General features: G+C 54.5%; 24 protein-coding genes. 11 read left to right on the top strand and 13 right to left on the bottom strand.

Translation table 11 applies throughout. The annotated features are described in order from the left end of the window. Positions 1-26: 26 nt before the first annotated feature. The 8 genes from GGR95_RS15275 to GGR95_RS15240 all read right to left on the bottom strand — a co-directional run bounded on the left by GGR95_RS15275 (position 27) and on the right by GGR95_RS15240 (position 7,751). Positions 27-833: a metallophosphoesterase family protein gene (locus GGR95_RS15275; protein WP_184567389.1), complete on the bottom strand. Its 807-nt coding sequence runs from the start codon at positions 831-833 to the stop codon at positions 27-29. Beyond that, positions 830-1,615 (bottom strand): ATP-binding cassette domain-containing protein, encoded by a 786-nt coding sequence (locus GGR95_RS15270; protein WP_184567387.1) that lies wholly within the window; start codon positions 1,613-1,615, stop codon positions 830-832. Before GGR95_RS15270 ends, GGR95_RS15275 begins: the two co-directional genes overlap by 4 nt. Beyond that, on the bottom strand, positions 1,612-2,583 hold the full coding sequence (locus GGR95_RS15265; protein ID WP_184567385.1) for an ABC transporter ATP-binding protein: 972 nt from the start codon (positions 2,581-2,583) through the stop codon (positions 1,612-1,614). The genes GGR95_RS15270 and GGR95_RS15265 overlap by 4 nt, the downstream gene beginning before the upstream one ends. Beyond that, on the bottom strand, positions 2,583-3,404 hold the full coding sequence (locus GGR95_RS15260; RefSeq protein ID WP_184567383.1) for an ABC transporter permease: 822 nt from the start codon (positions 3,402-3,404) through the stop codon (positions 2,583-2,585). Before GGR95_RS15260 ends, GGR95_RS15265 begins: the two co-directional genes overlap by 1 nt. Continuing rightward, the gene (locus tag GGR95_RS15255) at positions 3,401-4,345 is read right to left on the bottom strand and encodes an ABC transporter permease (protein WP_184567381.1); all 945 of its coding nucleotides are present in this window, start codon (positions 4,343-4,345) and stop codon (positions 3,401-3,403) included. The genes GGR95_RS15260 and GGR95_RS15255 overlap by 4 nt, the downstream gene beginning before the upstream one ends. A 48-nt stretch (positions 4,346-4,393) precedes the next feature. Further along, complete coding sequence (locus GGR95_RS15250; RefSeq protein WP_343042318.1) at positions 4,394-5,929, bottom strand: ABC transporter substrate-binding protein; 1,536 nt, start codon at positions 5,927-5,929, stop codon at positions 4,394-4,396. A gap of 140 nt (positions 5,930-6,069) precedes the next feature. Then, positions 6,070-7,266, bottom strand: a complete 1,197-nt coding sequence (locus GGR95_RS15245) for a multidrug effflux MFS transporter (RefSeq protein ID WP_184567379.1) — start codon at positions 7,264-7,266, stop codon at positions 6,070-6,072. Positions 7,267-7,283: 17 nt separating this feature from the next. Further along, positions 7,284-7,751, bottom strand: a complete 468-nt coding sequence (locus tag GGR95_RS15240) for a MarR family winged helix-turn-helix transcriptional regulator (RefSeq protein ID WP_184567378.1) — start codon at positions 7,749-7,751, stop codon at positions 7,284-7,286. A gap of 234 nt (positions 7,752-7,985) precedes the next feature. Between GGR95_RS15240 and GGR95_RS15235 the strand changes: the two genes are divergently transcribed. The 3 genes from GGR95_RS15235 (at position 7,986) to GGR95_RS15225 (ending at position 10,399) form a co-directional block, all read left to right on the top strand. Continuing rightward, positions 7,986-8,744, top strand: a complete 759-nt coding sequence (locus tag GGR95_RS15235; RefSeq protein ID WP_184567376.1) for a MipA/OmpV family protein — start codon at positions 7,986-7,988, stop codon at positions 8,742-8,744. Between the two features lie 13 nt (positions 8,745-8,757). Then, positions 8,758-9,435 carry a nitroreductase gene (locus GGR95_RS15230; RefSeq protein WP_184567374.1) on the top strand — a complete coding sequence of 226 codons (678 nt, stop codon included), beginning with the start codon at positions 8,758-8,760 and terminating at the stop codon, positions 9,433-9,435. A gap of 124 nt (positions 9,436-9,559) precedes the next feature. Then, positions 9,560-10,399 carry a fumarylacetoacetate hydrolase family protein gene (locus GGR95_RS15225; protein ID WP_184567372.1) on the top strand — a complete coding sequence of 280 codons (840 nt, stop codon included), beginning with the start codon at positions 9,560-9,562 and terminating at the stop codon, positions 10,397-10,399. An 11-nt stretch (positions 10,400-10,410) separates the two neighbouring features. On the opposite strand, the gene GGR95_RS15220 is transcribed toward GGR95_RS15225, so the two are convergent. Further along, complete coding sequence (locus GGR95_RS15220) at positions 10,411-10,839, bottom strand: MerR family transcriptional regulator (RefSeq protein ID WP_184567370.1); 429 nt, start codon at positions 10,837-10,839, stop codon at positions 10,411-10,413. Between the two features lie 173 nt (positions 10,840-11,012). Here GGR95_RS15220 and GGR95_RS15215 point away from each other — a divergent pair, with 173 nt between their 5' ends. The 7 genes from GGR95_RS15215 (at position 11,013) to GGR95_RS15185 (ending at position 16,096) form a co-directional block, all read left to right on the top strand. Continuing rightward, positions 11,013-11,621, top strand: a complete 609-nt coding sequence (locus GGR95_RS15215; protein ID WP_246423409.1) for an SCO family protein — start codon at positions 11,013-11,015, stop codon at positions 11,619-11,621. Beyond that, a complete protein-coding gene (locus GGR95_RS15210) occupies positions 11,618-12,061 on the top strand; it encodes a disulfide bond formation protein B (protein ID WP_184567368.1) in 444 nt (147 codons plus the stop codon). Before GGR95_RS15215 ends, GGR95_RS15210 begins: the two co-directional genes overlap by 4 nt. Continuing rightward, entirely contained in the window at positions 12,058-12,726 is a 669-nt protein-coding gene (locus GGR95_RS15205) for a DsbA family protein (RefSeq protein WP_184567366.1), read from the top strand. The genes GGR95_RS15210 and GGR95_RS15205 overlap by 4 nt, the downstream gene beginning before the upstream one ends. 13 nt (positions 12,727-12,739) lie before the next feature. Then, positions 12,740-13,219, top strand: coding sequence for a copper chaperone PCu(A)C (locus tag GGR95_RS15200; protein ID WP_246423408.1), 480 nt, complete (start codon positions 12,740-12,742; stop codon positions 13,217-13,219). Positions 13,220-13,225: 6 nt separating this feature from the next. After that, positions 13,226-13,822: an SCO family protein gene (locus GGR95_RS15195; RefSeq protein ID WP_184567362.1), complete on the top strand. Its 597-nt coding sequence runs from the start codon at positions 13,226-13,228 to the stop codon at positions 13,820-13,822. Positions 13,823-13,917: 95 nt separating this feature from the next. Continuing rightward, positions 13,918-15,171, top strand: coding sequence for a M23 family metallopeptidase (locus GGR95_RS15190; RefSeq protein WP_184567360.1), 1,254 nt, complete (start codon positions 13,918-13,920; stop codon positions 15,169-15,171). Between the two features lie 133 nt (positions 15,172-15,304). Next, complete coding sequence (locus tag GGR95_RS15185; RefSeq protein ID WP_184567358.1) at positions 15,305-16,096, top strand: ZIP family metal transporter; 792 nt, start codon at positions 15,305-15,307, stop codon at positions 16,094-16,096. Positions 16,097-16,227: 131 nt separating this feature from the next. On the opposite strand, the gene GGR95_RS15180 is transcribed toward GGR95_RS15185, so the two are convergent. After that, positions 16,228-17,628, bottom strand: coding sequence for an MATE family efflux transporter (locus GGR95_RS15180; protein WP_184567356.1), 1,401 nt, complete (start codon positions 17,626-17,628; stop codon positions 16,228-16,230). Between the two features lie 184 nt (positions 17,629-17,812). Between GGR95_RS15180 and GGR95_RS15175 the strand changes: the two genes are divergently transcribed. Next, positions 17,813-18,253 (top strand): winged helix-turn-helix transcriptional regulator, encoded by a 441-nt coding sequence (locus GGR95_RS15175; RefSeq protein WP_184567354.1) that lies wholly within the window; start codon positions 17,813-17,815, stop codon positions 18,251-18,253. A gap of 241 nt (positions 18,254-18,494) precedes the next feature. On the opposite strand, the gene GGR95_RS15170 is transcribed toward GGR95_RS15175, so the two are convergent. The 3 genes from GGR95_RS15170 to GGR95_RS15160 form a co-directional block, all read right to left on the bottom strand. Beyond that, complete coding sequence (locus GGR95_RS15170; RefSeq protein ID WP_184567352.1) at positions 18,495-18,998, bottom strand: L,D-transpeptidase family protein; 504 nt, start codon at positions 18,996-18,998, stop codon at positions 18,495-18,497. Between the two features lie 75 nt (positions 18,999-19,073). Then, on the bottom strand, positions 19,074-21,386 hold the full coding sequence (locus GGR95_RS15165; protein WP_184567350.1) for a heavy metal translocating P-type ATPase: 2,313 nt from the start codon (positions 21,384-21,386) through the stop codon (positions 19,074-19,076). Positions 21,387-21,615: 229 nt separating this feature from the next. Then, entirely contained in the window at positions 21,616-23,112 is a 1,497-nt protein-coding gene (locus tag GGR95_RS15160) for an alkaline phosphatase (protein ID WP_184567349.1), read from the bottom strand. Between the last annotated feature and the right edge of the window lie 32 nt (positions 23,113-23,144).

Below are 23,144 nucleotides of genomic sequence, written 5' to 3'. Positions count from 1 at the left end.
CTGCGTTAACTGGAGATGTTGCGGATTTAGGTGAAGGACAAGAGCGTCGCCCGATCTATCACTGCAATCTCACGTGGGGCAGGGGAGAGCGGGACAAAGCTGACCGATAGGCCAGAGGGGCGCCAATCGCAGATAGCAAAGCCCGTGCCTTCGACTTGTCGTAAATTTTGCGTGTCCAGCAAATCTATTGTGGAATCCAGCCCATTAGAAACGACAACGGGAATGCCGTGCCACTGGCTCACGCGGTTGATGTGAATATGGCCGCATAGGATGCCCGCAACATTATGCTCTTGCAGCGTTTCTTTCAGTTTGTTTGTGCTGTCCATATCGAGACTGCCCCATGGCAGGTCATCAGTGTTCAGGAGCGGGGGGTGATGCATCACGATCAGTTTGGGTAGATCGGCGTGGCGCTCAAGTGCTTTTTCCAGAAAGTCGAATTGCACATCACAGATCGCACCTGCGACACGCTCCGCCACCAAAGTATCCAGCGTGATCACATGCAACCCGCCAAATGTGGTGTCATGGCAATAGGGCGTTTGTGATGCCGGCTTTCCAAGCGCGGTATGAAACTCGGGGCGTTTGTCATGATTGCCAAGTGCCAGAACCAGTGGTGCCTCCAAAGGCGCGAGAATTTCTTGTACTAAATCATAGCTTTGCGCATCTCCCAAATTGGTAAGATCGCCACTGGCCACTACGAAATCGGGCTGGGGCTCCATTGCGTTGATGATACCAACGACGCGATGCAACGTTTCAATCGCGTTGGTTTTATCGCTTGGATCGCCAGCATCAGGGTGAGAGACGTGCAGATCGGTGAGGTGGATGAAGCGGGTCATGTATGAACTCCAGCGGCTGTGAGAAGGGATTGTGTATAGGCATGGGCAGGGTTGCGCAGGATGTCGGCGGTACGACCTGCCTCAAGTGGTTTACCATGTTGCATCACCAGCAATGTATCGCAGATCGCGCCGACAACGGCCAGATCATGGCTGATAAAGAGGATTCCCAGCCCCAGATCGTCTTGCAAATCCATCAGAAGGTTAAGGATTTGCGCCTGCACAGACACATCTAGTGCCGAAACAGCCTCATCTGCGACTAATAGGGCAGGGCGGGTGACAATGGCACGGGCTATGGCGATACGTTGACGTTGGCCGCCAGAAAATTCATGCGGGTATTTATCGGCTGCATCTGCGTGCAGGCCGACTTGCTCCAGCGCCTCTTTCACACGGCGGTTTGTATTTTCATCCTCACCGATGGCGCGTAGCGGTTCCGCGATGGACCAGCCCACAGGGCGGCGGGGGTTGAGAGAACCGTAGGGATCTTGGAACACCATTTGAAATTGTTGGCGCAATTTACGCAATTCGGGTGCGGGCAGGGCATGGATGTTCTGGCCTTGAAACAGAACTTCACCGGCGTCTGGGGTTTCAAACGCCATGACCATACGGGCCAGCGTAGATTTACCTGATCCGCTTTCGCCAACGACGCCCAATGTCTCGCCTGCGTTTATGGTAAAGCTGGTGTTATCCACTGCAGTTAACAGCGGGGCAGGGCGCAGCAGTGAGGTGCGCGGCAGGGCATAGTGGCGGGTTAGGCCGGTTGCCGTGAGTAAAGGAACGCTCATCTTTTTGCGCCCTCATTCAAGTGGCAAGCTGATGATCTGTTCACCGCAAAGGATTGGGTCGCGGGCTTTTGCGCCGCACATTGCGGTACTTCCACAGGACAGCGTCCAGCAAAACGACAACCCTGCGGCAGGTCTTGTAACTGCGGAACGGTGCCGGGGATGGTGGGCAAACGCCGCCGTTTGCCGTTTGCATCGTGAGTTGTACGGGACGGGTCGGGCAATGCGTCCAGCAAGCCTTTAGTATAAGGGTGATGCGGTGTTTTTAAAACTTCTGCAGTTGGACCATACTCAACCATATCGCCTCCATACATCACCACAATATCCTGCGTGGCACGGGCAACCGCGGCGATGTCATGGGTGATGAATACCAAGGCCATTTGGCGCTCTTGCGACAAGCGCACCAACAGATCGGTGATCAGCACCGCCACGTTTGCATCCAAAGCTGTGGTGGGTTCATCCGCAATCAAAAGGGCAGGGTTGCAGGCCAATGCAAGGGCAATCAAAACGCGCTGGCGTTGGCCACCGCTTAGCTCATGCGGGAATTGTCGCAGGCGGGCGGCAGGATCGGGAATACCGACTTCTTCAAACAGCGACAGCGCGCGCGCCTGTGCTTGATCATGGCTCAGGCCTTCGTGAACGCGCATGGGTTCCATAACCGTGTCGCCGACCCGCCGCAGCGGGTTGAGTGCGGCCATGGGCTCTTGAAAAATCATCGCAACGCGGCGGGCGCGGATATTTTGCCATTCGATCTCATTGCGTTGGGTCATGTCGATGCCATCTACGCAAAGCGCACCAGACAAGGTTGCGCCGTCAGGCGCCATTCCCATCAGGCTGAGCGCCAGCATGGTTTTACCCGAGCCACTCTCTCCAACGATGCCCAGACGGTCACCGGGTTTGATGGTGAGGTTGGCTTGGCGCAGGGCCGCCCCAGCACTGAAGTTTACCGAGTAATCAGTGAGTTCCAGCATCAGCGTTGCCTCGATAGACGAGGGTCAGAGATATCGCGCAATCCGTCGCCCAGCAGGCCAAAGCCGAGGACTGCGGTAATGATACACAGGCCGGGATAAATCGCCAGTTGCGGGGCAAGATACATCAGCGTTTGCGCCTCGGACAGCATCCGCCCCCAGCTGGAGGCAGGCGGCTGCGCGCCCAGACCAAGATAAGACAGGGCTGCCTCTGCAAGGATCGCCACGGCAAATTCGATTGTGGCCTGTACGATGATCGCAGCGGCGATATTGGGCAAAATGTGATCGCGGCTGATGACAAATTTGTTCATCCCTGCAGCGCGCGAGGCCGAAACGTAATCTAGCGTCCATATTTGATTGGCCGATCCGCGTGTTACGCGGGCAAAAATCGGAATATTGATAAAGGCGATGGCCAGCACGGCGTTGCTAAGAGACGGGCCAAACACGGCCGCAAGCATGATGGCAAACAGCAGGGCAGGGAAGGCAAAACCCAAATCCGCCAACCGCATTACGCCGTCTTCTACCCAGCCGCCAACCGCAGAGGCGAACAGCCCCAACGCCACACCAATCGACCCGCCTAACAACACAGCCACCAAGGCGACGGTCATCGAATTTCGCGCCGCCGCCATTAATTGCGACACCACATCGCGGCCCAACTGATCAGTGCCAAGCCAATGTGCCTCGGATGGGTCCGCAAATTTACCGCGAATGTTCATCAAAGTCGGATCATGCGGTGTCCAGACCAAAGATAGCGCTGCAACACCAACAACCAGCGCCACAAGAACTGCGCCAATCACAAGGTTTGTGGGTAGGCGGCGGTTCATGCGCGGGCCTTTAGGCGGGGGTCAATGACCACATAAAGCAGATCAACGATAAAATTTGCAGTCACAACAATGGCAGCAAAAAGCATGACCAATGCTTGCACAGTCGGCAGATCGCGGTTGGCGATGGATTGGAAAATCAGGCGGCCAAGGCCGGGTAGGTAAAAGACATTTTCGATCACTATGGTGCCTGTCACCAGTGCGGCAAATTGCATGCCAACGATGGTGACAATCGGTACCAAAGCATTGGGCAAAACATGCCGCCACAGCACGCGACGGCGCGATAGCCCCGAGGCGCGGGCAGTGCGTACAAAATCCTGCCGCATCACCTCTAGTGCCGAAGACCGCGTGACGCGGGCCAAGACCGCGGATTGCACCAATGCCAGTGAAATTGTCGGCAAGATGAGAGAGCGCATCGCGGCCACGGGATCAGACCAGCCCGCAAAGCCGCCGGGTGGCAACCAGCGCAATTTTACAGCGAAGAGCATGACCAATAGGATGGAGAGCCAGAAAGCGGGAATGGCGATGCCCAACTGGCTAATCAGCATGACGCCCCAATCGCCGAATTTACGGTGACGCGCCGCAGCACCAATGCCCAAGGTCAGGGCGATGATCAGGGTAAAAAACATTCCGGCAACTGCCAGCGATATTGTCATCGGCAGACGCTCACCGATCAATGTGGAGACGGGCACGCGAAAGGAATGGCTGATGCCAAAATCACCTTGAACGGCGTTCCAGATCCATAAAAAATACCGTGTCAGCAATGGTTGGTTCAGGCCCAACTGCTCGCGCAGGGCGTCCAGCGCGTCTTCGGTCGCGTCCAAGCCCAGAATGGTCAGCGCGGGATCACCCGGCAGCACATTCATCACGGCAAAGACAACAACAGACACTGCAAGCAGCGTCAGAACGAATCCTACGGTACGGCGGATTAGAAAATAGCCCATAAAAGGTTGTCAGGCTGCGGCGGAAGTAAGCCGCCGCAGCCAAATCCATCAGCCAGCGTTGCTTACACCTTTGAGGGGCATGTAAAGAACCGGCGAAGAGGCCCAGTAGCCTTCTACACCGGTGCGGAAAACGCCCAGCAAAGGCATTTGGAACAAGAAGCCGTGCACGGCTTGATCCGAGAGGTACTGCTGGCCCTCTTTCAACAGATCGTCACGTTTGGCGGGGTCAGCCTCTGTGCGGATTGCATCCCACAACGCAGTGAATTTTTCATCATCATAGCCGTAGAAATAGTCAGGCCCACGGGCGAAATTTCCCATGTCGTTGGGTGAGGTATGGGCGATGATGGTCATGTCATAGTTCTTTTTCTTATAGACCTCTTCCAGCCAGAAACCCCATTCGACATTCTCGACCTTGGCATCAATGCCCGCGGCTGACAGTTCGGCCTGAATGATTTCAGCCGAGCGCATGGCGTAAGGGAAAGGCGGCACACGTAGGGTCATGGTGGTGCCTGCAACCCCCGCCTCGGTGAACATCTCTTTGGCTTTTTCAGTATCATGCGGGTAGGCGCCCGTCAGATCGACATAGGCTGTGCCATGTGGGGGGTAAAAACTGCCGATTGGCACGGCTTGTCCGTACATCGCGCCCTCGATGATTTCTTCGCGGTTGATCGCCGTGGAGACCGCGCGGCGTACTTCGATGTTATCAAAGGGCGGTTTAGCGTTGTTCATTGCCAGAATAACTTCGCCTTCGGTTGAGCCGATGTTGACGCGAAAGCGCGGGTCTGCCTCAAACTGGGGCAGCAGTTCAGGCGCGGGAAAACCCGGAAAGGCGTCCAGTTCCTCGGCCATCATCGCGGCCGTTGCTGCCGCCGCGTCCGAGATAAAGCGGAATTCGACCTTGTCCAGCGCCACGGCATCCGCATCGCGGTAGTCGGTGTTTTTAACCAACGTCAGCTTGTCGCCGCGTGTCCAGCTGTCCAGCTTGAAAGGACCAGTGCCGATTGGGTTGGTGTTGTTGGTGTCTGCAGTTTCCGCCGCCACGATCGAGCTGTCACCCTGTCCCATATTGAACAGGAAAAACGCGTCTTTGTTGGTCAGCTTGATTTCAACCGTTTGCGGGTCGATTGCTGTGATCTTCTCAATCGGTTTGAATATGCCCTTGGAGGGGTTCACGCTATCTTCTGCCATGGCGCGGTTGAAAGAGAACAAGACATCCTCTGCGTCAAAGTCGCTGCCGTCATGGAATTTGACGCCGCTTGCCAATTGGAAAGTATATGTCAGCCCGTCTTCGGACACGTCCCAACTGGTGGCGAGGTTTGGTTTTACTTCGCCGTTTTCGGCAACCACAGTCAGCGATTCAAACACATTCATCGTGAGCATGCTATCGATGGATGCCGTCGCATCTGTTGTGGGATCAAGTGATGTAGGCTCTTGCTGCATGCCGACGCGAATTGTATCGGCGTTGGCTGCGAACGCGCCTAAACCCAAAGTGAGGGCCAGTATCGGCAATGTGGAATTCTTGAGGTGACCAGACATGTTCATCAATCCTTGCTGTGCGTAATCAAGCGGGTGGCGTTTAAACATCATAACATCCCTAACTTTGCGCAGGGGTGCTGAGGCACGTCAATAGCTTGGCTATAGAAGGACGGTGTGATGTCTATAAGATCATAAAATTGTTACATTAAATGGATCGATGATGGCCTGAAGCAATGCGCATCGGCTGCTTATTCTCCGCTTACGACCTCTTGCATAGGAGGATAGCTGATCTTGCGAAACATCAAGAAAGAAATGCATGCAACTGCGCCCATGATGGGAATCAAGATGCCCATCGCGACAACTGCATTGCCCATGACTGCGCCAATTGATCCCATCAGTAACCCTGATCCCATTTGAATAAAGCCCATCATAGAGGCCGCGGCCCCTGCTGCGCGGCCAAACGGGGCCAGTGCGGCCGTTGACATGGCAGGCATGACGCAAGCGATCCCGCAGGAGTAGATCGATACAGGCACCATCACATGCAAGAAGCTGGGGGGCCATATTAGTAATGTGGAAATACCGACGCTGCCGATGGCGATCAGCACCAAACCCGGTGCAACCAAACGGTACGCGCCGTGTCTGGCCATCAGGCTGCGGCACGCCAATGACGCGACAAAAAAGCTGCCTGATTGCGCCAGCATTGAAGCGCCAAACTGTGTGGGGCTCAGGCCGACATCTCCCATGAGGATGAACGGTAAAAAGGTTGATTGCGCGTAAATCGCGCCGAGTGCTCCGCCGATTACAAGGGATGCGGTGAGGAAATGTTTGTTTGTGAGCAACATTTTATAATTGCGGCCCAACGCGTGGAAGTTGAGGCGCGATTTGTCTGCGACAACGGTTTCTTTCATCAGAAAAATCGCCACCACAATGACGATGAGGCCAATTAACGCCATCAGTACGAAAGTTGACCGCCAGCCGAATGATTGCAGCATCACCCCCCCAATTGTGGGGGCCAAGGCAGGGCCAAGAGCCAGAATAATGCCAATGAGGTTCATAATCCGCGATGATCTGTCATCCGTGAACAGGTCGCGGACAAGAGCGCGTGAAATTGCAACCCCCGCAGAGGCGCCGACGCCTTGTAGGACTCTTGCAATAATGAGTGTTTCTATAGAGGGCGCAAGCACTGCCAGAATGCTGCCTAAACAATAGAGCGCCATAAAAATGATGGTAATGGGTCTGCGGCCCAATGCATCAGAGAGCGGCCCCGCAATCAACTGCGCACAGGCAAAGCCGCCAAAATAGAGCGTAAGTGTCAGGTTGACCACAGATGGTGTGGTGTCAAAATAGCGAACCAGCTCCGTCATGGCGGGTGTATAGAGCGCCATTGAAACAGGCCCGATGGCCACCAACAGCGCGCCGATCAGGCTGACTCTGCGTTCTGTCATTAATGGTGACGGGTTCATTATGCTTCGTCTTTTTGGTCAGTGACCAGCGTGTCTGCAATATTGCGACGCAACTGCAATGCTGTGCGGTAAAAAACATCCCACTCTTTAGGGCAAAGACCTTCCGAGATGGTTTGCTCGGTTTTGCGGCCGGCTTGGGAAATTTGGATCAAAATATCTGAAGCACGTTCTGTCAGGGTCACAATTTTGGCGCGTCTGTCTTTCGGGTCAGGTGTGCGTTCAACAAGCTCGCTTTTCTCAAGCCTGTCAAGAAAGCCGGTCACACTCATCGGGGTCATGCCGAGGCTGTCTGCCAAGAGGTGTTGGCGCGTCGCGCCAGTGCGCGCCATATGTGCCAACACGCGGGCCTCTGCTGCTGTTACGGTTAGATTTGCGGCCTCGATTTCGTGCTCAAAGATTGCGCGGCTTTGGCGGGCAAGATCGTTGATCAGAAAACCGATGCTGTCAGGGTCGATTGGAGTACGCATGTCGGGTCCTAATTTAATATGCTTGCCTTATTATGTTGTTAACATACTTTATGAGTTGCCTGTCAACCTTGCTTGAGGGGGTGTGAGCAAATTGTTGTGCTTTTTGTGTCTCGCTTGCAGATGCTTAGCGTAAATATTTTGGGGAAATGTGTACTTTGGTTAATCGCTTCCTTAATAAGAATTTCAGTCTAGTCGTGCCTTGTTGAAGGCACTTGAGTAATTTGGAGCATCCTAGTGCGCGTACTTTCTTTTGTTGTTGTGTCCGCTTTGACACTCGGTTCTGCATTGCCTGTTGTGGCGCAGGAACGGTCGTTTAACTTTGCTTTGGGCGCCGCTGTCGGCTCCGCACCAGAGTATATGGGCTCTGATTCCATGGCTGCAGTTGCTGCGCCAACCTTCACATTCGGATCGCTGAAGTGGGGCGCGCTTGACGTCGGCAACGGTGTACGCGGTGTGCCTAAAAACGGCTTGTCGTTTAACGGCGCATTTCGTGTCCTTGATGAACGTACAACCGCAACCAGCCGTGAGTTGGCAGGCCTTGCAGATATCGATATCGCGGTCGAACTTGGCTTTGGTTTGAAGTACCAAGAAACAAACTGGATGGCATTTGGTGAAGTACGCAAAGGCGTAACAGGCCACGATGGCGTCACTGGTACCTTAGGTGCTGACCTGATCTTGCGCCCGAATGACCAGTGGTTGATTGCCGCCGGTCCGCGCGTGAACTTCGGTAACGATGAATTCGCGAACACATATTTCGGCGTGTCGAACGCCACTGCCAATTTCGCCCAGTATGAGGCAACAGGCGGTGCACTTGGGGCAGCGCTTCAGGTGACAGGTACTTATTTCATTGATGACAACTGGTCGCTTGCGGGTGGTGTGAGCTATGAAAAACTGTTGGGCGATGCTGCCGACAGCCCGATCACAAAATATGGTTCAGAAGATCAATGGCGTGTCCAGATCGGCCTGAGCCGTCAGTTTACATTGAATTTCTAAATAAGGACTTCCCATGCAATTAGACGAAGCAATGAATGGCCGACGCAGTATTCGCGGATTTCAGGATAAACCTGTCTCGCGGGCGCTGATTGAAGAAGTTATCGCACTGGCCAATCGTGCACCTTCGTCTATGAACACCCAGCCTTGGCATTTGCATGTGCTGACGGGTGAACCGCTTGAGTGCGTGCGGGAGGGTAACTCCACCCGCATGCTTAACGGCGTGCCCCCTGTGCGGGAAATTATTGATCATGGGGCCTATGAAGGGCCGCACCGCGACCGTCAGGTGGGCATCGCCAAGCAGTTATTCGCTGCGATGGGGATCGAGCGTGAAGACAAAGCGATGCGTCAAGATTGGGTCATGCGCGGCTTTCGTCAGTTTGATGCCCCTGTTTCGATTGTTGTGACGTTTGATAAATCTCTTGATGGCGGCACGATTGCGCATTTCGATCTGGGCGCAGTAACCTACGGGTTGACGTTGGCAGCTTGGTCGCGTGGTTTGGGTTGTGTGATCAACGGGCAGGGCATCATGCAGTCGCCTGTAGTGCGTGAACATGCACAAATCCCCGACGATCAGATCATCATGACTTGTGTTGCGATGGGCTGGCCTGATGAGGATTTCTCGGCCAATGCCGTTGTGTCCGAACGTCGCGAAGTGACCGATGTTGCCCGTTTTGTCGGGTTCGAAGACTAAATTATCGGATTTGATCGCAGTCCCTCTGGGGATTGCGGCATCCTGCCCAAATTTTCTAAATTGCCACTTCACCCTCTCTGTTTAGGCGGTATGCTGCTGTGAAATCTTCACAGGAGCTTGCCAGATGAAACTCGCCCGTATCCGTACCGCTGATGGTACGCGCCCCGTGTTAATTGACGCAGATGGCGCCGCACGCGATATTTCTTCGGTGGTGGATGACATCACGGCTCAAACCCTCTCAGCGCAAGAACTGTCAAAGCTGGCCGTGCTTGATCCCGCATCCTTTTCACTGATCACGGGGGATTATGCGCCCGTGATTGACGATGTGCGGCGAATGTTCTGCATCGGGTTGAACTATTCCGACCATGCCAAAGAGGCGGGCATGGCGATCCCTGAAGAACCGATTTTATTCATGAAAACCTGCCCTGCAACGGGGGCAAATGACCCGATCATTCTACCTAAAGGGTCCGAAAAAACCGATTGGGAAGTAGAGCTGGGCGTGGTGATTGGCACCCGTGCGCATCATGTGTCAAAAGCAGAGGCCCTGTCCCATGTGGCGGGTTTTTGTGTGATCAACGATGTTTCTGAACGCGCCTTTCAAGCCGAACGGGGCGGCCAATGGACCAAAGGAAAATCCTGTGACAGCTTCGGACCCGTCGGCCCGTGGCTGGTGACATCGGATGAAGTGCCAGACCCACAAAACCTGAACATGTATCTGGACGTAAACGGTGAACGGCGTCAGTCGGGCAGCACAGCGACGATGGTTTTCGATGTGGCGCATATCGTCTCTTACCTCAGCGAATTTGTCACACTGGTGCCGGGTGATGTGATTTCTACAGGCACACCTCCCGGTGTAGGCATGGGTATGAACCCCCCGCAGTATTTGAATGCGGGGGATGTTGTTGAGCTGGGGATCGAAGGATTGGGCAGACAGCGTCAAGAGGTCGTGCCATACCGTCCATGAGGAGCGTGTGGTTATGACCCGATTGCGTTGTGATCCGTCAAACATTCATCATGGTCGCGCAAAATTTCCAACACTTTGCAATGCGCGACGCTCTCCCCGTTGCAATCGACGACCATGCGCTTGAGCTCTTTTTTCAACGCCTGTAGCCGTTTTATCCTCTGCTCGACTTGCACAAGTTGCCGTTGTGCTATGGAGTCAGCGTCGGCGCATGATTGGCCTGGGCGGTCAGCGAGGTCCAGCAGCTCGCGGATAGATTCAAGAGAGAAGCCAAGCTGGCGCGAGTGTCTGATAAAGGCAAGCCGGTCGAGATCTTTTTCAAAATAACGACGCTGCCCGCCAGCGGTGCGCCCTGCCTCGTTCATCAAGCCGATCTGCTCGTAATAGCGGATCGTCTGAACCTTGGTTCCGGTCTTTTTGGACAGTGTTCCAATTGCCAACATGGTTTTTCCTTCAGTCTTAGGCGCTGTAACTTTTGCTAGGGATTACCCCTTTGATATCACGCGCTTTCACAAAAGTGTGACATTGTGCGTAAACAGGTAAATTTCTTCTTGAACCTCTACCTGCTGAAGCTTGTACCAGCCTAAATAGGGCTTGGTAATAGGTGATGTTAGTAATGAAAAAGGTTCGGGTAATCCTCTGGTCGATGGTGGTAATCGCAACCACAGTTGTCGGAGGGGTTTGGATAGCGGGTGGCTTTCAAAACAAGCTACCAGCTTCACGCACCATTTCAACCGCAGGTTTTGCCGCGGATTTTGAACTGACCGATTACAAAGGTATGGTGCAAACGGATGAGGATTTTCGAGGCCAATGGATGCTTGTCTTCTTTGGCTTCACAAACTGCCCTGATGTCTGTCCGATGGGCCTATCGACAATCGCGCAAGTGTTAGATGATCTAGGCGCGGTCGGTGAGGCACTCCAACCCGTATTTATCACCGTCGACCCCGCGCGTGATACACCTGCTGTTTTGGCCGAATATGTGCCGCAGTTCGATACCCGTATCATCGGACTCAGTGGCTCGGCCGAGCAAATAGAGCGCACGGGCAAGGCTTTTAAAATCTATTATCAGCGCAACGAGGATGAGGCCGCGCCTGATGGCTACACCATGGGCCATACATCGTCGTTCCTGCTGTTCGACCCTAATGGCGAGTTTGTTCGCATTTACGAGTATAATCAAAAACCGACAGAAATTGTGTCGGACCTACAAAAAAGGTTAGGCGCATGACCGCAACCATCAACACGGACGCGCCAGCAAGCCGCGCGCTAACTTTGCTCATCGCAGCGTGGGTTCTTGCTTTGTCAGCGTCGCTTGCCGTTTTGTTTATAGGCGAAATTTTGGGGCAAACCCCCTGCCATCTATGCTGGTTTCAACGCGCCTTTATGTTCCCTTTGGCTGTGATCCTTGGCGTTGCCGCGTGGCGGTCTGATGTGACTGTCTGGATTTATGCCGCGCCGCTTGCCGCAATGGGCGGGGCTGTCGCGCTGTATCACTGGCTGCTGTACGCAGGAATCGTGCCAGAACCGATCACGCCATGTACTGAAAAAGGCCCGTCGTGCACCGATAGTGCGATGCAGATCCTTGGCATGCCGATCCCCGCCCTTTCGTTTCTGGTCTTCGGGCTCATCTTACTTCTCCTTATTCAAATTCGACGGAAATCCTCATGACACGTAAAACTCTTGTTCTCATAATTCTTGCCGCTGTTTTGGGCCTGTTCGCTTTCGGCGCCTGGTTTGTCTCGCGTCCAGGGCCCGCGCCTGTAGCCACGGCTGTGCCAGCCCAACAGCAAGACCTGTTGGTCCGTAGCTATTCTCCGGTGTTGGGCCGCGAAGATGCCCCCGTCACAATTGTGGAATTTCTGGACCCCGCTTGCGAGGCCTGTCGCTCTTTCTATCCTATCGTGAAGGAAATTCTGGCCGAGTACCCCGAAGATGTGCGCGTGGTCATACGCTATACGCCTTTCCACGGTGAAGGATCGGAACTGGCGATCAAAGTACTGGAGGCCGCACGTTTGCAAAACGTTTTTACTCCCGTACTCGAGGCGCTGTTTGAAAATCAGCAGGTTTGGGCCTCCCATGGTGCGCCAGCCGCCGAGCAGATCATGGCTGTAGCTGGCTCAGTCGGGCTTGATGTTGAGGCGGCCAAGATTCAGATCATGTCGCCCAGTATCATAGCTGTCCTCAATCAGGACCGCGCAGATGTTGAAGCCGTTGGAGTAACCCAGACACCTACATTCTTTGTAAACGGAAAACCTCTGGTGGAGTTCGGTGCAAAACAGCTTTTGCTGCAAGTGCAGGCCGAAATTGATGCTGCAACAGCAAATTCAGATTAAATCGGAAGCAGTCATGAACAATAGTAAAAACACCTTGGCCGGTTTGGCCGCCGCCTTATGCATGGTGCTGCCATCGCTTGTCGCGGCGCAAGAACCTATTCCAAACACACAGATTGTGGTCGAGCAACCTTGGGCCCGTGCAAGCCTTGGAACGTCCCGCCCAGCGGGTGCTTATCTGACGCTTCGCAATCTGGGTGACACGGTGATCTCGCTCACTGGGCTGGAGGCAGATATTTCAGGCATGGCCTCTGTGCATCAAAGCAAAACCGACGCCAACGGCATCAGCAGCATGTCGCCTGCTGGAGATATTGAAATACCCGTTGGGGGCACGGTGGCGCTTGAACCAGGGGGCTATCACGCCATGCTCATGAAGTTGCAAGCACCGCTGATCGAGGGAGAAACTTTCCCGATGACCCTGCTGTTCTCGGATGACACGGAGCTGACTGTGGATGTCCCGATCTTTGGGATGGGCGCACGTGGGCCTGAAGGCTAGCCGGTGATGAAACAGTTTGGTCGTATTGCGGCGGTAGGGGCGGCGGTTGTTGTAGTCGCCCTGTTTTTTGGTTGGTGGCAGGTTGACGGACCGGGGGCAGAGCAGACACTGGGAAAGCGGTCGCTGCCTTTGACGCAAATGGATTTTTCGCTGACGGATCAAGATGGCAAAGACGTGGGGCCACAAACATTGCTTGGGCAGCCGAGTCTGATTTTCTTTGGCTTCACTTATTGCCCTGATGTTTGCCCCACAACACTGTCCGATATTTCCCTTTGGCTCGAAGAGCTGGGAGCGGAAGCAAAAGACCTGAACGCAGTGTTTATCTCTGTTGATCCCGAGCGTGACACTGTTGAGGTCATGGCTGACTATATTTCCTATTTTGACCCTAGAATTCAGGGTTGGACAGGAACGGATGCACAGCTTGCTGTTGCTGTGAAAGGATTCCGCGCGACCTATGAAAAGGTCATGCAGACTGATGGCGATTACACCATGAACCACACATCAGGGGTCTTTGTGTTCGATGATGTAGGCGATTTTGTCACCACCATTGATTACCACGAACCACGTGAATTTGCGCTGCCGAAAATCCGGCGCGCGCTTTAACCTACCGAAGGAACTGAATCTTGACGTTAAGAAGCATTATGCAGGGAACCACCATAGCAGTAGTGGTTGGCGGGGCAGTGACAGGCATAACCATAATGACATCTGCAGAACCTGCACCTGACATCGCCGTAGACGCACCTTTGCTCCAGCAAACAACAGATGCGCTGCCGGTCGTTTCTGCTTCCCTGACAGGGAAGATGGGCCTTGAGGCGTTGCAAAATTTCTCGTCCCCGATCCCACAGCTCTTTGCGCCAGCCCAAGTTGTTCATGCGCCCATTGTTCCGTCATGGGAGGCCGTCGTTGAGAGTGGCGATACACTGGGTCTCATGCTTGCGCGTGCCAAGTTGGAGCCCGCATTGCGAGCTGATATCACAGCGGCAGTTGCGGCAGAATACGATCTGCGAAAGTTACAGGCGGGTGATCGGCTGAGCGTGGCATACAACCCCGATGGCACGCCTTTCGTTGTCGCATTAGGTATCGCGGATGGAGTCCGCGTTGAGGTTACTCTTTCGGATACGATCGAAAGCCGCACAGTGACACCAACGGCGACTTTGGTTGAACGTGCGGGGACGCTTTCTGTTGACGGGTCGATCTATGCCTCTTTGGATAAGGCGGGTGTGCCACCTCGCTTTGCTACTGATTTGGTCCGCATTATGGGGGACACCATCGATTTTCGCCGCGATCTTCAAGGTGGAGAAAGCCTGAATATTCTCTGGGCGCAAGAAACACTGGAGGATGGCAGTGCGGTCGGGGAACCGCAGATGTCCTATGCTTCGCTAGATTTGGTTGAGGAAACGTTTGAGGTTGTCTGGCCCGACGAAGCAGGCGGGCAACCGACACTCTACATGAATGGTGAAGTGTTTCAGACGACAGCTGCACCTGTCAAAGGAGCACGATTGTCATCGGTTTTTGGCAAACGCAAACATCCTGTCTTCGGCAACGTGCGGATGCACACAGGTGTTGATTATGCTGCTGCTCAAGGTACGCCAATTAGCGCAACGGCACCGGGACGGGTATCCTTTATCGGTTGGCGAGGGGGCTATGGCCGTGTTGTCGAAGTGTCCCACGGGTCTGGGACGATGTCCCGCTATGCTCATCTCAGTGCGGTGCAAAAGGGATTAGAGGTTGGAAAACGTGTGGCCGCGGGGGAAATGATCGGCTCTGTCGGTCAAACCGGCGTCGCGACGGGCCCGAACCTTCACTATGAAGTACGTGTTGATGGCCGCCCGATTGATCCCCTTGGGGAAGAAACCTTTTCAGATGTGGCAGATGTTGACGCACAGGTTGCCTCAGCCTTGCTGGAGATGTCACGAACACGTTTCTCGGATGCGCTTGATGCTAAGTCATGAAAGAAACTCGTTCTACATCATCAAACGACACCTATAACAGCCGCATAGGAAGCACAGGTGGAGGCGCGGTCTTGCCACTGGCGGACAAGGGCACTAGCGTTATGTTTTTACCGTATTATCTGGATCGTTAGCTATGGAATCCCTTTCGACACTTTCACCCGTTATGTTGGGTTTTTTGGGCAGCCTCGCAGCGGGCCTAATGACCGCAGCCGGTGCTGTGCCCGTGTTGTTTGGCAGCACACCATCGCGCAAATGGCGTGATATTTCGTTGGGGTTTGCGGCGGGTGTCATGTTGGCGGCGTCCTTTTTCTCGCTCATCATTCCGGCCCTCGATGTAGCCGAGGCGCGCTATGGTGACGGTGCGATACCTGCATTTATTGTCTGCGTTGCGATCCTCATGGGCATGGGCGCAGTTGCTCTGATGAACGAAATGATCCCGCATGAACACTTCAGCTCTGGGCGCGAAGGGCCCGAGGCCGCCTCTTTGCGGCGTGTCTGGTTGTTCATCATCGCGATTACCATTCACAATGCGCCCGAAGGATTGGCGGTTGGCGTGGCCTTTGGTGCGGACGGGTTTGAAGGGGGCTTTCCTGTTGCTCTTGGCATCGGGCTGCAAAATGCGCCCGAAGGTCTTGCTGTTGCTGTGGCTCTGCTTGGGGAGAAGTATTCGGCTAAAAAAGCATTTGGTATCGCGGCCCTGACGGGGCTGGTGGAACCCATCACAGGCATTTTGGGCGCGGCGGTTATTGTTGTGGCCGAACCCTTGCTGCCTTGGGGGCTGGCCTTTGCTGCCGGTGCGATGCTGTATGTGATCAGCCATGAAATCATTCCCGAAACGCACCGCAGTGGCCATCAAAAACAAGCCACAACCGGGCTTGCGATTGGTTTGGTGGTGATGCTCTTTCTCGACGTCTGGCTGGGCTGAACCAAACATCAGAACCGGAGGACAGGACCCCTTTGCAATTTGTCTTGAAAATTGCGGGGGTGGGCAGGCCAAAACGGTCTATTTTGCTAGAAGTATTTTAGCTGTCAGGTGAAATCTGACCAACCAACATATCAGGACCACCGTGTGCGCCAAATCGCCATTCCGATTACAATCCCGTACACAAGCATGGCAAATGCGATTGCGGCGAATACGCCATTCACTCCCCAAAGTGTGATTGACGTAAACAAGGCTGCACCGCCAACCGCCACCCCGATGCGACAGATGCTGCCAATGAGAGGCCACAGCATTTTGCCTGCGCCTTGCGATGCAAAGTAAAGCGCAAGGCCGAGACCAAAGAATGGATAAAACGGCGCGACAATGCGGAAATATGCCCGACCCACTTCCAGTGCAGCGGTTTCGGAAGGATCAAGAAAAATATTCAGCCAGAGGTTGGGAAACAGGGCCAGAACCATACCTATACACCCCACAATCAATGCACTGGCCACTGACCCTGTCCATGCGACCCTCAACGCGCGATCTATCTGTCCCGCGCCGACATTGGCACCGACCATCGCGGTCATTGCGGCTCCTGTGCCAAAAATTATAGGGATCATCAGGAATTCCAGACGCGCCCCGAGACCATAACCTGCCAGCGCGGCTTCGCCATATTGGCCAACCATACCAACCATCAGCACCACAGTCAGAACGGTCATAAGCGTATTTACGGATGCGATGGTGCCCACTTTCATGATGTCACGGAACATGCTCATGTCAATGCGGGCAAAGGCGCCTTTGAATTCAAGCCCCGTCCGACCAGCGGCGATGTAGCCGATGGCAATTACAGCCCCAATACCATAAGCCGCGATTAACCCCAAAGGCAGGCCTGCAATGCCAAACGCAGGGAATACCCACCATCCCAATGCAAAGACCCCCGAAAACGGGATCGAGATGATAGACACCAGCAGCAGTAGCAACGAAGGCATCTGCATATCGCCTGTTCCGCGAATAATGCTCAACGAAGAATGGCATAACCAGATTGCGACGCACCCTGGAAAGAATACTGTGGCATAGGTCGCAGCAGCGTCTACGGCTTCAGACCCGCCCCCAAGCGCGCTGAAAATCACGCGCCCGAACAGCAACATTGTGACTGCCATGATAAGCGCTACGCAGACCGCGATGATCCACGCAGTGAAGGCAAGTGTTGCTGCGCGCTCCGGGTCTTTCGCGCCAAGAGCACGCGCAACAGCGGCAGAAATTGCCCCGCCCATCGCGCCCGCTGAAAGCATCTGGGTCAACATCATCAAAGGAAACACCAGCGCCAGCCCCGCCAGCACAGTGACACCCATGAGGCTGGCGAAGTAGGCTTCTGCAATGCTCTGGGCCGCTTGGACCAGCATGGCCAGTACGTTGGGGGTGGCCAGTGCCATAAGGGTTGGCCCAATCGGCGCGGTGAGCAAAGCATGAGTGCGCGCGGCACGTGCGGATGAAGCCGCGTCTGCTCGCGCCGCGTTCCGGTTGGCTGTGTCGGTCATCATCTTATCCTGCCATGGGTTTCAAAGGGTAGATCAAACATGTGGCTGAGCCGTGAGCGTAAAGTTTACTATTACACATCGCCTTTGCTTTCGCTGGGTCATCAAAATTGTAAGTTCCGTTTTGGAACTCTATATCTGACTAAGTTCTCTTTCAGAACCTGTCAATCAATGATATGTTATCTCTATGAAATGGAACGCCCTGCATACCGAATCCTGTCCCGTTGCGCGCGGGCTGTCCGTCGTTGGTGACCGTTGGACCATGCTTGTCGTGCGCGAGTGTTTTTTTGGAATCCGGCGGTTTGATCAAATGCAGGAACGTTTGGGCATCACGCGCCACGTTCTTGCAGATCGCCTGCGCAAGCTTGAGGCCGATGGCGTCCTGCGGCGGGAGGCCTATCAGCAGCGCCCCCCAAGGTATGAATACCGGCTGACTGACAAGGGCAAAGCGCTCTACCCTGTATTGGTGACGCTTCTTGATTGGGCTGATGAGCATGTGCCAATTCAGGGCAGCCCTTCTGTGAGGCTAGTATCACGAGAGACGGGCAATCCTATTGAGCCAAAGCTGGTAGACGCCCGAACTGGACATGAAATCACGCACCGCAGCGTATTGGCGCAAACAATGTGATAGCGATTATCCGACATATAATCGCTTTAACCGCTGTTGATGCCAGTTTAACAAACGTCGTTTGACGTTTCGACAGGCCCCGTTCAAACCCTAATCGGTTGTTGAGCGTTTTCAGTAGGTAACCCCGGAAATCTATCGGCGCTTGAATTTGCGTTGTTTAACGCTTGGGCCTGACAGCGGCGCGACTTGAATAGTTCGCGCCACCGTGGCCCGCATATGCGAGACGTTCTACTGGGATGCATCAGGCAAAGATATCGATTGGCGTGCCGTCACGCACCATCGAATAAATCTCTTCTATTTCGCGGTCCGAAACCGAGATACAGCCAGCGGTCCAGTCGGGTTTGATTGGATCAATCCCTTTACGGGGGCCGCCGTGGATGAAAATCTCTCCGCCCGGTTCACGCCCTTGGGACGCGGCATAGGCGATGTCTGCCTCATTGGGATAGGAAATACCGATAGAGAGGTGAAAAATGCTGTTCGGATTGCGTTTGTCGATTGTGTAGGATCCTTCAGGCGTTTTTCCGTCGCCCTCGAATTGCTTGTGTCCGACAGGGGCAAAGCCAAGATCAAACTTATATGTTTTTAAAACTGTGGCGTTGTTGAACAGCAGCAATGTTCTTTGACCTTTGAACATTTGCAGACGGGTCACTTCTGGACCGTTATAGGTTTTGAATTTGTTTGAACATGCGGCGAGGGCGAAGGCCAAACCGCTTAATATCGCCATGCGGCGTGTCGTTTTCAGCATTACTTTACCCGAGCTCTTTAAATGAAACTTGCCAGCATAAAGCTGGCAAGTCGCAGTCGTTTTACATCAGTATGTCTAAGCTAAAGCACCCTGCGCTGTATGGCTAGGTTGCTTTTTGCCACCACTGGACGCGCCCTCATCCGTTTTTGCACGCAGCAAGCGCAAGGCGTTGGCGACAACCACAAGGGATACCCCGACGTCGGCGGCAATTGCGCCCCACATTGTCGCCATGCCAAAGGCGGTCAGTCCAACAAACAAGGCCTTGGTGACCAACGCGATCGCGATGTTCTGGTGAATGATCCCCATAGTGCGGCGCGAATGGCCAACAAGCCATGGCACCTTGCTCAGATCGTCTGTCATCAGTGCGATGTCAGCGGTTTCAATCGCTGCATCTGATCCGACAGCACCCATTGCAATCGCGAAATGTGCACGGGCCATGGCGGGGGCGTCATTCACGCCATCACCAATCATCGCTACCACATCATGTGTCGCAACCAGTTCTTCAATGGCGGTGACTTTGTCTTCTGGCAGCAATTCGGCGCGGACTTCGTCAATGCCGACTTCTGCCGCCACTGCGCGTGCAGTGCGCTCATTATCACCGGTTAGCATGACGATGGTTTTAACACCCTGCGCATGCAGCTTGGCCACAATGTCTTTGGCATCAGGGCGGATGCGGTCACGCAGCTCAATCAGGCCAAGAAGTTTGTCGCCTGCACCCACAGCAACCAGCGTGCTGCCCGAGCCTTCGATCTGATCCAGAACGTCACGTGGGATAGAGTCGCCTAGACCTTTCTCTGTCGCAAAGCGGTCAGAGCCGAGCCAGACAGACTGACCATTCCACTCTCCCTCTACACCACGGCCGGGGACAGTTTTACTGTCGGTGGCTGCGGTACGCTCCAGCCCGTCGCTTTCGCCGCGCGCAAGGATGGCACGTGCCAGCGGGTGGGAGGACCGTGCTTCGAGTGCTACAGCTACGCTGAGAAGATCACGCTCCGATGTGTCGCCCAGCGGGTGCAGGCCGGCAACTTCGGGTTCACCCATTGTCAGGGTGCCTGTTTTATCCATCGCCAGGGCAGTCAAACGCGCGGGCGCTTCGACATACGCGCCGCCTTTGATCAAGACGCCGTTACGCGCGGATGCTGCCAACGAGGCCACGATAGAGACGGGAGTGGAGATAACCAGCGCACAGGGGCAAGCGATAACCAGCAAAACCAGCGCGTTGTAGATCCAGTAGCTCCAGACACCTGCGAACAGTAAAGGCGGCACAGTGGCGATCAGCAACGCCAGAACCATCACGATTGGGGTGTAAATACGGGCAAATTTGGTTACCCATTGTTCCACCTCGGCGCGGCGCGAATGTGCGTCGCCGACCATGCGGATGATCTTGGACAACACAGTGTCGCTTGCCGCCTTTGTGGCGCGAACGGTCAGGGTGCCGTCGCCGTTGATTGTGCCCGCATAGACATCATCGCCTGCTTCTTTGGCAACCAATGCGCTTTCGCCTGTGATCGGTGCTTGATCCACATCGCCGCGCCCTTCGGTGACTTCGCCGTCAAGGGGAATGCGGTCACCGCCGCGCACGATGAAACGGTCACCGATGACAACTTCCGCAGCGGGGACATCCGCTTCGGTGCCATCTTCGCGGATGACACGCGCAGTTGGCGGCGCCAAATCTAAAAGGGCCGCAACGGCATTTCGGGCACGTCCCACGCTCCAAGATTCTAAAGTAAGGGAGAGGGCAAAGAAGAAGGACACGGTGGCCGCTTCAAAGTATTCCCCAAGTGCGAGGGCGCCAGTGACTGCGACAATCATCAACAGGTTCATATCGGGCGACATCCGCCGCGCCGCAGACCATGCTTTGGGCGCGACAAGCCATGCACCAAAAATAATTGCCAGTAAGAACAGGCCAATTTCAATGTAAGGCATCGGCACATCACCATGCCCTGCAAACAGACGCAAAACGCCGCTGCCGCCGTTCTCAATCAGGTGAAAGATGAAACCAGCAGCCCAAAACCCGCCGCTTAACCCTGTAAACAGGCGCTGACGCGCGAAATGCGCGGCTTGATCTTCACCAACCGTATCCGCGTCCCACACTTTGGCACTCATGCCAGTGGAGCCGATGAGCTTGATCACACGGTCTTCGCTGATGGGTGCGGCGGTTTCAAGAATGATCATACGACCATTTATGACATCAAACGCCAGATGATCCTCACCACCTACTTCGGGACCAATGATTTTATTCAAGATTGCCACTTCTTCAGCGCAATCCAGCCCGTTAACGCGGTAGCTGCTTCCAGAAACCTTCGACATATCCACCTGTGGGACAGCTTCATTCGAGTGGCGGCAGCAGCTTCCAGCCTCATGTTTGTGGGGGGATTCTCCGTGCATTTTCATATCCTCATATGCTTTCCCATCCTAGATAGGAGCTTCAGCAACTGTAGCTTCAAGAGAAATCTTCAGTGTTTTTTGAATTGTTTGTTATCGGGGCTGCTGGAGAAAGCTATATTCAATGTAGGGTTGTGCAGGGCAGGGCTAAACCGCCAGCCAAGTGTGTTTGGATAGGAAAAGGGCCCCGCACGTAATGCAGAGCCCCCAAGCCTTAGCAGTCAATAGATAGTTACTGAGCGTTGGCCGCGTAGTTCATGGCGTGGAAGATCACGTTCTGTTCAATCGTGCCATCAAACAGATGCGCATATGGACCTTTCGCATATACGGCAACGTCTTCACCCGAGTGGGTTTCTTCACCCGCGCCTGTGGGAATAAGTGCTTGTTGCATGTAATCGCCATCGGTGGCTTGCTCTTCGGTCAGATCACCACGCACACCTGCCCAGTTCAACTCTTCACGCATCACCGAGCCGCCACCGTTGAGGTAACCGGCAACCGTGAACGGTTTTCCGTCTTCGGCGAGCAATGGTGTGCCCGTGTTCTTTTCGCCAGCGTTGTCGATATCCATGCAAAGACCAAGGATGTTCGAGCCACGACCGCAATAGCCGTTAAAGGCGATGGCATGTTCGTGATCTGCCGTAACGATGATCAATGTGTCTTCATCGTCGGTCAGCGCATCGACCATCGCAACCGTTTCGGCAAAGGCGACGCCGTCTTCGACAGCGCGTGCAAGGTTGCCATCGTGGTTGGCGTGGTCAACACGGCCTGCTTCGATTTGCAGGAAGAACCCGTTGTCGCCGCCGGCTGCTTGCAAGGATTTGATGGCTGCACTGGACATTTCTGCCAGCGATGGTTCGCCTTCGCGGTCCGCTTCGTATTGCATGTGGCTTGATTCAAACAGACCGAGGATCGGCTTGCTGCCATCAAGGTTCAATGCGCCAAAGCTCTCGTCGCCCCATGCGTATTGAACGCCTTCGGCTTTCAATGCTTCAATCAGGTTTACGCCATCTGCGCGGCGGCCTGTTTTGCCCTCTTCGTCGGTAACGTCTGTACCGATAAAGTTACGGCGTCCGCCGCCCATGGCAACGTCTACCGTGCCGTTCTTGATGGCCTCAACCAATTGCTGCGCGATGTCTACTTGTGTGGTGCAGCCTTCTGGAACAGATTCTTCCCAGTTGCGGTCAGCCGAGCTTGCATAGCTTGTTGCTGGTGTCGCATGGGTGATGCGTGCGGTGGATACCACACCGGTTGCTTTGCCCATGGCTGCCATGATCTCGTTCATCGTTGCAACTTCGTTGCCCGGAACGGTCGCGCAATCGCCACGATTCACGTTTTCATTCACGCCAATAACGCCAGCCTTGGTTTTCACGCCAGACATGATCGCCGTTCCTGTGCCTGCGGAATCAGGTGTTTGGCCGTTGGTGTTATAGGTCTTGACCAATGCGAGGTTCGGAAATGCTTCTTGTGGCAGAATTTCTTCGTCGCCGTAGTTACCCTTTTTCTGGCCTTGATACAGGCGCGTGGCATAGTTGGTGCCTACACCATTCCCATCCGCAATCAGAACGATGATGTTCTTGGCGCGGTTGGTATTTTGCTGGGTGGCAAGACGGGCCGCAATTTGCGCTTGTCCGTCTATAAACCACTGGTTGTCGCTCTGCGGAATGTCCTGCGCGATGGCAGTTGTCGCTGTGAGCGAGGCGAGCAGTGAAAGTGTAAGCAGCTTGTTCATGGTTAACCCTTAAAATGATCCACATCTTAATC

It is taken from the genome of Sulfitobacter undariae (assembly GCF_014196805.1).
Classification (GTDB): domain Bacteria; phylum Pseudomonadota; class Alphaproteobacteria; order Rhodobacterales; family Rhodobacteraceae; genus Sulfitobacter; species Sulfitobacter undariae.
Note: the sequence above shows the minus strand (reverse complement) of the source record. Positions and strands in the feature narration are given on the sequence as shown.

What these genes read in the sequence shown, in the direction of transcription:
- GGR95_RS15180 (WP_184567356.1), bottom strand. Translation starts at nt 17,628, where the DNA reads ATGACCGACACAGCCAACCGGAACGCGGCGCGAGCAGACGCGGCTTCA.
- GGR95_RS15245 (WP_184567379.1), bottom strand. Translation starts at nt 7,266, where the DNA reads ATGACAGAACGCAGAGTCAGCCTGATCGGCGCGCTGTTGGTGGCCATC.
- GGR95_RS15225 (WP_184567372.1), top strand. Translation starts at nt 9,560, where the DNA reads ATGAAACTCGCCCGTATCCGTACCGCTGATGGTACGCGCCCCGTGTTA.
- GGR95_RS15200 (WP_246423408.1), top strand. Translation starts at nt 12,740, where the DNA reads ATGAACAATAGTAAAAACACCTTGGCCGGTTTGGCCGCCGCCTTATGC.
- GGR95_RS15240 (WP_184567378.1), bottom strand. Translation starts at nt 7,751, where the DNA reads ATGCGTACTCCAATCGACCCTGACAGCATCGGTTTTCTGATCAACGAT.
- GGR95_RS15255 (WP_184567381.1), bottom strand. Translation starts at nt 4,345, where the DNA reads ATGGGCTATTTTCTAATCCGCCGTACCGTAGGATTCGTTCTGACGCTG.
- GGR95_RS15230 (WP_184567374.1), top strand. Translation starts at nt 8,758, where the DNA reads ATGCAATTAGACGAAGCAATGAATGGCCGACGCAGTATTCGCGGATTT.
- GGR95_RS15215 (WP_246423409.1), top strand. Translation starts at nt 11,013, where the DNA reads ATGAAAAAGGTTCGGGTAATCCTCTGGTCGATGGTGGTAATCGCAACC.
- GGR95_RS15250 (WP_343042318.1), bottom strand. Translation starts at nt 5,929, where the DNA reads ATGTTTAAACGCCACCCGCTTGATTACGCACAGCAAGGATTGATGAAC.
- GGR95_RS15210 (WP_184567368.1), top strand. Translation starts at nt 11,618, where the DNA reads ATGACCGCAACCATCAACACGGACGCGCCAGCAAGCCGCGCGCTAACT.
- GGR95_RS15265 (WP_184567385.1), bottom strand. Translation starts at nt 2,583, where the DNA reads ATGCTGGAACTCACTGATTACTCGGTAAACTTCAGTGCTGGGGCGGCC.
- GGR95_RS15170 (WP_184567352.1), bottom strand. Translation starts at nt 18,998, where the DNA reads ATGCTGAAAACGACACGCCGCATGGCGATATTAAGCGGTTTGGCCTTC.
- GGR95_RS15270 (WP_184567387.1), bottom strand. Translation starts at nt 1,615, where the DNA reads ATGAGCGTTCCTTTACTCACGGCAACCGGCCTAACCCGCCACTATGCC.
- GGR95_RS15165 (WP_184567350.1), bottom strand. Translation starts at nt 21,386, where the DNA reads ATGCACGGAGAATCCCCCCACAAACATGAGGCTGGAAGCTGCTGCCGC.
- GGR95_RS15275 (WP_184567389.1), bottom strand. Translation starts at nt 833, where the DNA reads ATGACCCGCTTCATCCACCTCACCGATCTGCACGTCTCTCACCCTGAT.
- GGR95_RS15175 (WP_184567354.1), top strand. Translation starts at nt 17,813, where the DNA reads ATGAAATGGAACGCCCTGCATACCGAATCCTGTCCCGTTGCGCGCGGG.
- GGR95_RS15195 (WP_184567362.1), top strand. Translation starts at nt 13,226, where the DNA reads ATGAAACAGTTTGGTCGTATTGCGGCGGTAGGGGCGGCGGTTGTTGTA.
- GGR95_RS15205 (WP_184567366.1), top strand. Translation starts at nt 12,058, where the DNA reads ATGACACGTAAAACTCTTGTTCTCATAATTCTTGCCGCTGTTTTGGGC.
- GGR95_RS15220 (WP_184567370.1), bottom strand. Translation starts at nt 10,839, where the DNA reads ATGTTGGCAATTGGAACACTGTCCAAAAAGACCGGAACCAAGGTTCAG.
- GGR95_RS15160 (WP_184567349.1), bottom strand. Translation starts at nt 23,112, where the DNA reads ATGAACAAGCTGCTTACACTTTCACTGCTCGCCTCGCTCACAGCGACA.
- GGR95_RS15185 (WP_184567358.1), top strand. Translation starts at nt 15,305, where the DNA reads ATGGAATCCCTTTCGACACTTTCACCCGTTATGTTGGGTTTTTTGGGC.
- GGR95_RS15260 (WP_184567383.1), bottom strand. Translation starts at nt 3,404, where the DNA reads ATGAACCGCCGCCTACCCACAAACCTTGTGATTGGCGCAGTTCTTGTG.
- GGR95_RS15190 (WP_184567360.1), top strand. Translation starts at nt 13,918, where the DNA reads ATGACATCTGCAGAACCTGCACCTGACATCGCCGTAGACGCACCTTTG.